3 protein-coding genes are annotated in these 4,874 nt (G+C 75.4%); 2 read left to right on the top strand and 1 reads right to left on the bottom strand.

Going from position 1 to position 4,874, the window contains the following annotated elements:
* Positions 1-141: 141 nt before the first annotated feature.
* The gene (locus ACFVXK_RS37055) at positions 142-2,244 is read left to right on the top strand and encodes a hypothetical protein (protein ID WP_389621319.1); all 2,103 of its coding nucleotides are present in this window, start codon (positions 142-144) and stop codon (positions 2,242-2,244) included.
* Positions 2,241-3,779 (top strand): ABC transporter substrate-binding protein, encoded by a 1,539-nt coding sequence (locus ACFVXK_RS37050; RefSeq protein WP_389621316.1) that lies wholly within the window; start codon positions 2,241-2,243, stop codon positions 3,777-3,779. Before ACFVXK_RS37055 ends, ACFVXK_RS37050 begins: the two co-directional genes overlap by 4 nt.
* Here the strand turns inward: ACFVXK_RS37050 and ACFVXK_RS37045 are convergent.
* Positions 3,763-4,680 (bottom strand): NAD-dependent epimerase/dehydratase family protein, encoded by a 918-nt coding sequence (locus ACFVXK_RS37045; RefSeq protein WP_389621313.1) that lies wholly within the window; start codon positions 4,678-4,680, stop codon positions 3,763-3,765. The genes ACFVXK_RS37050 and ACFVXK_RS37045 overlap by 17 nt on opposite strands.
* Between the last annotated feature and the right edge of the window lie 194 nt (positions 4,681-4,874).

Here is a 4,874-nt window from a genome sequence, read left to right as displayed (position 1 = left end):
GTCTCCGGGGCTCCCGGCGTCACGAATGGATAACTGGGGCAAGGGCCGTGCCCATATGCCACCGGCCGGTCGGCGGACTCGCCTAGTCTCCTTCCATCGCGGCGCTGATCGCCCGCGAAGCCGGAGGACTGGGGGGTCGCGGTGACGCTGTACGGACGCTCTGCGGTACTGAACACCGTGGTTCCGTCCCTGGTCGGGCTGGATTCGAACGGGCCCAGGCGATTACGCATCCCGGACGGGACGCCGCTCCTGCTCGTGTGCGGCGGCGGCCGGGGATCGGGCAAGAGCGCCCTGCTGAAGGCCCTGTCCGAGCAGTACGCGCAGCGCGTCCCGCAGGCGTACGCGGACCTGGCCGCCGACCGCTTCGGCCAGCCCGGACTCGCCCGGCCGGCCGACGGCGAAGCCCCGAGGAACGCCTCGCACACCTCGGACCTGCTTTTCTACCTGATGGACGGACTGAGCCAGAAGCCGAGCGAATTCGCGGGCAAGCTGTCCTTCCCCCGGCTGGTCCAGGGACTCCTCGCGATCACCAGCTGGGAGCCGGTCCGCCCGGCCGAGCTGCCGGCCGCACGGCACCGCCTCGGAGAGCTCCAGCGGGCCGGCCAGCCCGACCAGCAGGCCCGCAACGAGAGGGTCCTGGGCTGGATCGACGAGGTGGCCGGCGCGCTCCCGGCCGTGGGCGGCATGCCGCCCGGCGTAGAGGAGATGGTCCGGGCCCTGCTGCGCATCGTCGCCACCGAGCTGCTCGGCCCCCGCGCCAACAAGGAGGGGCTCAAGTGGTGGGGCGCCCGGCGGGTGGGACGCCAGGGCGACGGGCTCGCCCGGCTGACCGAGCTGGCCATGACCTTCCGCGGCGAGGCGGAGGACCGCGAACACGCGGAGCGGCACCTGCTGGCAGCCCTCCTCGCGGACATCGCGGACCACTACGGCTGGCTGAACACGATGAACCGGGTGCCACGGCCCCTGCTGCTCCTCGACAACGCCCACACCCCGACCGGCGCGGCCTTCCTGGACGAGCTGGCGCGGGTCTGGCACGAGGAGGCCGCCGGGGAGCGGGCCCTGCGCCCGGCCGTCGTCGCCACCGCGCTGAGCCAGGACCCGCCCGTCCCGGACCCCGAGGACACCTCGCCCTCGACCCGCAGCGCCCCCGGCGCGTTCTGGCGGGCGGACGGACCGGCGTCGCCCGCCGGATGGCTGGCGCACCTGCCCCTCGCGCCGCTGACCCTCGACGAGGTCAAGGAGATGTTCGGGGAGGACAGACCGGCTCCCCGCACGGCCCAGGTCATCCACCGGATCAGCGCCGGGCGGGCCGGGATCGTCCACGACCTCGTCCAGGCCGCCCGGCTGCACCCGCGCCTCCACGACGGGGCATCCGCCGTCGACCCGCTCGACCTGCTCGCCCTGCCGGCCGGCCCCGAGTCCGCCACCACCGTGAACGAGAAGATCCTCGCCACGCAGCTCCCCGGGGAGGTCGCGCGGCGCCGCCTGACGTACTACTCTCCCGCCCTCGACAACGAGGCCGTGCACCGGCTCGGCGCCGCCTACCCGCCCGGCGACCCCGGCGGCGTACCCGTGCTGGAGGCCGAGGCCGAGCTGCGGGACGGACGCTGGGGACGCCACCCCTGGCCCGGCACCGGCGGCCCCTTCGTCGGGGACCCCGTCCTGCGCGCGCTGCTCCTGCACGAGCTCACGGCCCTCACCCGGCGGACGCCCGACGCCGAGCAGTGGAAGAACCTCCACCTGCGGCTGCGGTCCTTCTACGACCCCCACGGGCGCGGCACCGCCGCCGAGCGGCCCGACGTCCGGTTCCTGCACCACTCGCTCGCCCTCGGCGAGCAGGAGTCCGTCGTCCACGCCCTGCACCGCCGCTTCGCGGAGCAGGACGCCCCCGGCTGGCTCGCCGCGCTCAACCTGGTCTGCGCCGCGCCCCGGCCCCCGCGGACCCTGCCCCCGCCGGCCGCCTTCACCGCGGCCTGCCGGGCCTGCGCGGTCGACGACGACCCGGTCCACCGGGCCGTACGGCTCCTCGTCTCCGCCCTGTGGGCGCAGTCCCAGCCCCTCGCGGCACCGCAGCAGGACGCGACGGGCACCGTCAGGCTCCAACTGCTCACCCTGGCCATGGCCCAGAGCGGCGCCCCCGCAGCCCAGAAGGTCTTCTACCGGGCGCACGAGGAGTGGCCGACGCTCCTGGGGCACTGGCGCCAGGCGCCCCACCTGCCCACCTACGGAGAGTCCGCCCCATGAAGCTGCTTCCCGACGGCCCGCTCTACAAGGCCCTGGTGATCGCCGTCCTCGCCGTCGCCCTGGGCACCGGCGGCTACCTCGTCTACACCGGAGTCATCAGGGACGACCCCTCCTGCGCCACCGGAGTCGAGCGGCGCGGACCCAACCGGGAGTGCACCGGCGTCACCGACGGCGCCTACGCCTTCGCCAAGGACCTCGGCCCGGTCTCCGGCCGCATCAAGGCCGAGAACGACGCCGTCGCGGGCAAGAACCCCGCCACCATCGCCCTGATGATCCCGATGACCTCCGACAACGCCGCCGAGCAGCGCGAGTTCGTCGAGCAGGTCCAGGGCGCCTACCTCGCCCAGTACCGCGCCAACCACGCGGCCAACGGCAAGCAGCCGCCGATCCGGCTGCTCCTCGCCAACCCCGGCCGCAACTACGCGTACTGGCGGCCCGTCGCCGACGCCCTGGCCAAGGCCGCGGCCTCAGAGAAGGAGAACCTGAGGGCCGTCGCGGGCATCAACATCAGCCTCAAGGAGACCGCGGAGACCGTCCGCTACCTCACCCGCGACAAGGGCATCCCGGTCGTCGCCGGGCCCATGACCGCCGACGACATCAAGAACGGCGCCGACAACGCCTACCCCGGACTCGCCCGCATCGCCCCCAGCAACACCGACCAGGCGAAGGCCCTCGGCTCGTACGGGGCGGACATCAAACCCGCCGAGACCATGGTCGTCGAGGACATCCGCGAGGGCGACAACTACCTGACCACCCTGCGCGAGACCTTCGAGAAGCTCGCCACGGGCGCGCCCAACGCCCCCGAGACCTTCCGCTCCCCGCCGGACTTCACCCAGGAGGGCAACCTCGCCAACGACTTCCACCAGATGGTCCCGGACATCTGCTCGTCCAACGCGAAGACCGTCTACTTCGCCGGCCGGCCCGTCCAGCTGCGCCAGTTCCTCGTCGAGCTGGGCGACCGCAACTGCGACAAGCACTACACGGTCGTCACCGGCTCGCACGCCTCCACCCTGACCGTCGACGAGAAGTTCGCGGACCAGTGGACCGCCCTCACCAAGGGCGCCGGCATCACCGTGCGCTACGCGGCGCTCGCCCACCCCGACGCGTGGGGCGAGGGGAGCACCGAGGCGACCGGCGGCTCCAAGGCCGCCCTCCGGGAACTCGCCTCCCTCCTCCACGACGCCCAGCCGGCCTCCGGGCCCTCGATCGGCCCCGCCACGCTGTCCGACGGACGCGTCATCATCACGTACGACGCCGTCACCACCGCCGTCGCGGGCATCCGCAACGACACGGTCGGCGCGGTGAAGATGCCCGGCCTCACCGAGGTCCGCGACAGCTGGCTGCGGCTGCACGGCACCAACCGGGTCGACGGCGCCAGCGGCTGGATCTGCCTCGACCAGTACGGAAACCCGCACAACAAGGCCGTGCCCATCGTCCACCTCGACCCGGCGACCAAGACCGCGGCGTTCGACCGGATCGCCTGGCCGGCCGGACACGCGCCCGACGCCAACTGCAGCATCAGCAGCGGCGGCTGACCGCACCCCCGCCCGCCAGGTAGTCCTCCAGGGTCCGGCCCGGGGCCCAGCCCCGGGACCGGGCCCTGGCCAGGTCCAGCACCACCGGGTGGGCCAGCTGGTCCACGGCGTAGCGGCTGAGGGCCGGTTCCGAGCCCGTGAGCCGGGCCGCCGCCTGCGCCCCGCGGGCCGCCGCGGCGGCGAGCGGGAGCGGCAGGCGGCGGACGCGGGCCCGCACCCCGTGGGCGCGCAGCACCGCGGCCACCGCAGCGTCCCGCCCGTACGGTTCGGCGTCCGCCACGTTGTACGCGCCCGGCGGCCAGCCCGCCGCCGCCAGGCAGGCCTGCGCCAGGTTCTCCACCGCCGTCAGGCTGAGGCGGACGTCCGGGCCCGGCAGGAACAGGGTCCCGGCCCGGACCCGGGACAGCAGCCGGGGCAGGAGCTGGGTGTCGCCCGGACCGTAGACCGCCCTCGGACGCAGCACCACCGCGCCGGCCGCCAGGGCCAGCGCCTCGCCCTCCGCCTTCGTGCGCCCGTAGGCGTTGAGGTGGTGCGCCCGGGGGTGGTCCTCCGTGACCAGGGACCGGTCCCGGCGCGGGTCGTACACGCTCGCGCTGCTCACCCACACCACCGGCCGCCCCGCCGCCGCCCGCAGCAGCCGGGCCGTGCCGTCCACGTTGACGGCGCGCATCGCCGCCTCCGCCCGCGAGCCCGGCGCCGGATCGCCCACCGCCGCCGCGCAGTGGACGACGAGGTCCACCCCCGACAGGTCCGGCTCCGCCGACGCCGCGTCCCAGTACCGGTACCCGCCCAGCGGGCCCGGCCTGCGGCCCAGGCAGACCACGGAGTGGCCGGCCGCCGCGGCCGCCCGGGCGACATGGCCCCCGCAGAACCCGCTCGCCCCCGTCACCGCGATCCTCATGCCCCCGCCCCCGCCCCCGGGCCGTGCGGGTACGGGCAGGCCGTCGCAGGCGCGGGCCCACCGGGGCGGGAGCCGCCCGCGACCGCCGGGGAGCCGGACGTGGCGGCACGGCCCGGGGGCGGGCCGGGGCGGTGGTCGGCCGTTCCCGCCGCCGGGCCCCGCGGGTGCGGGCGGGCCGTCGGGGAGCCGGGTGC

The organism is Streptomyces sp. NPDC058157 (genome assembly GCF_042884105.1).
Classification (GTDB): Bacteria; Actinomycetota; Actinomycetes; order Streptomycetales; family Streptomycetaceae; genus Streptomyces.
Note: the sequence above shows the minus strand (reverse complement) of the source record. Positions and strands in the feature narration are given on the sequence as shown.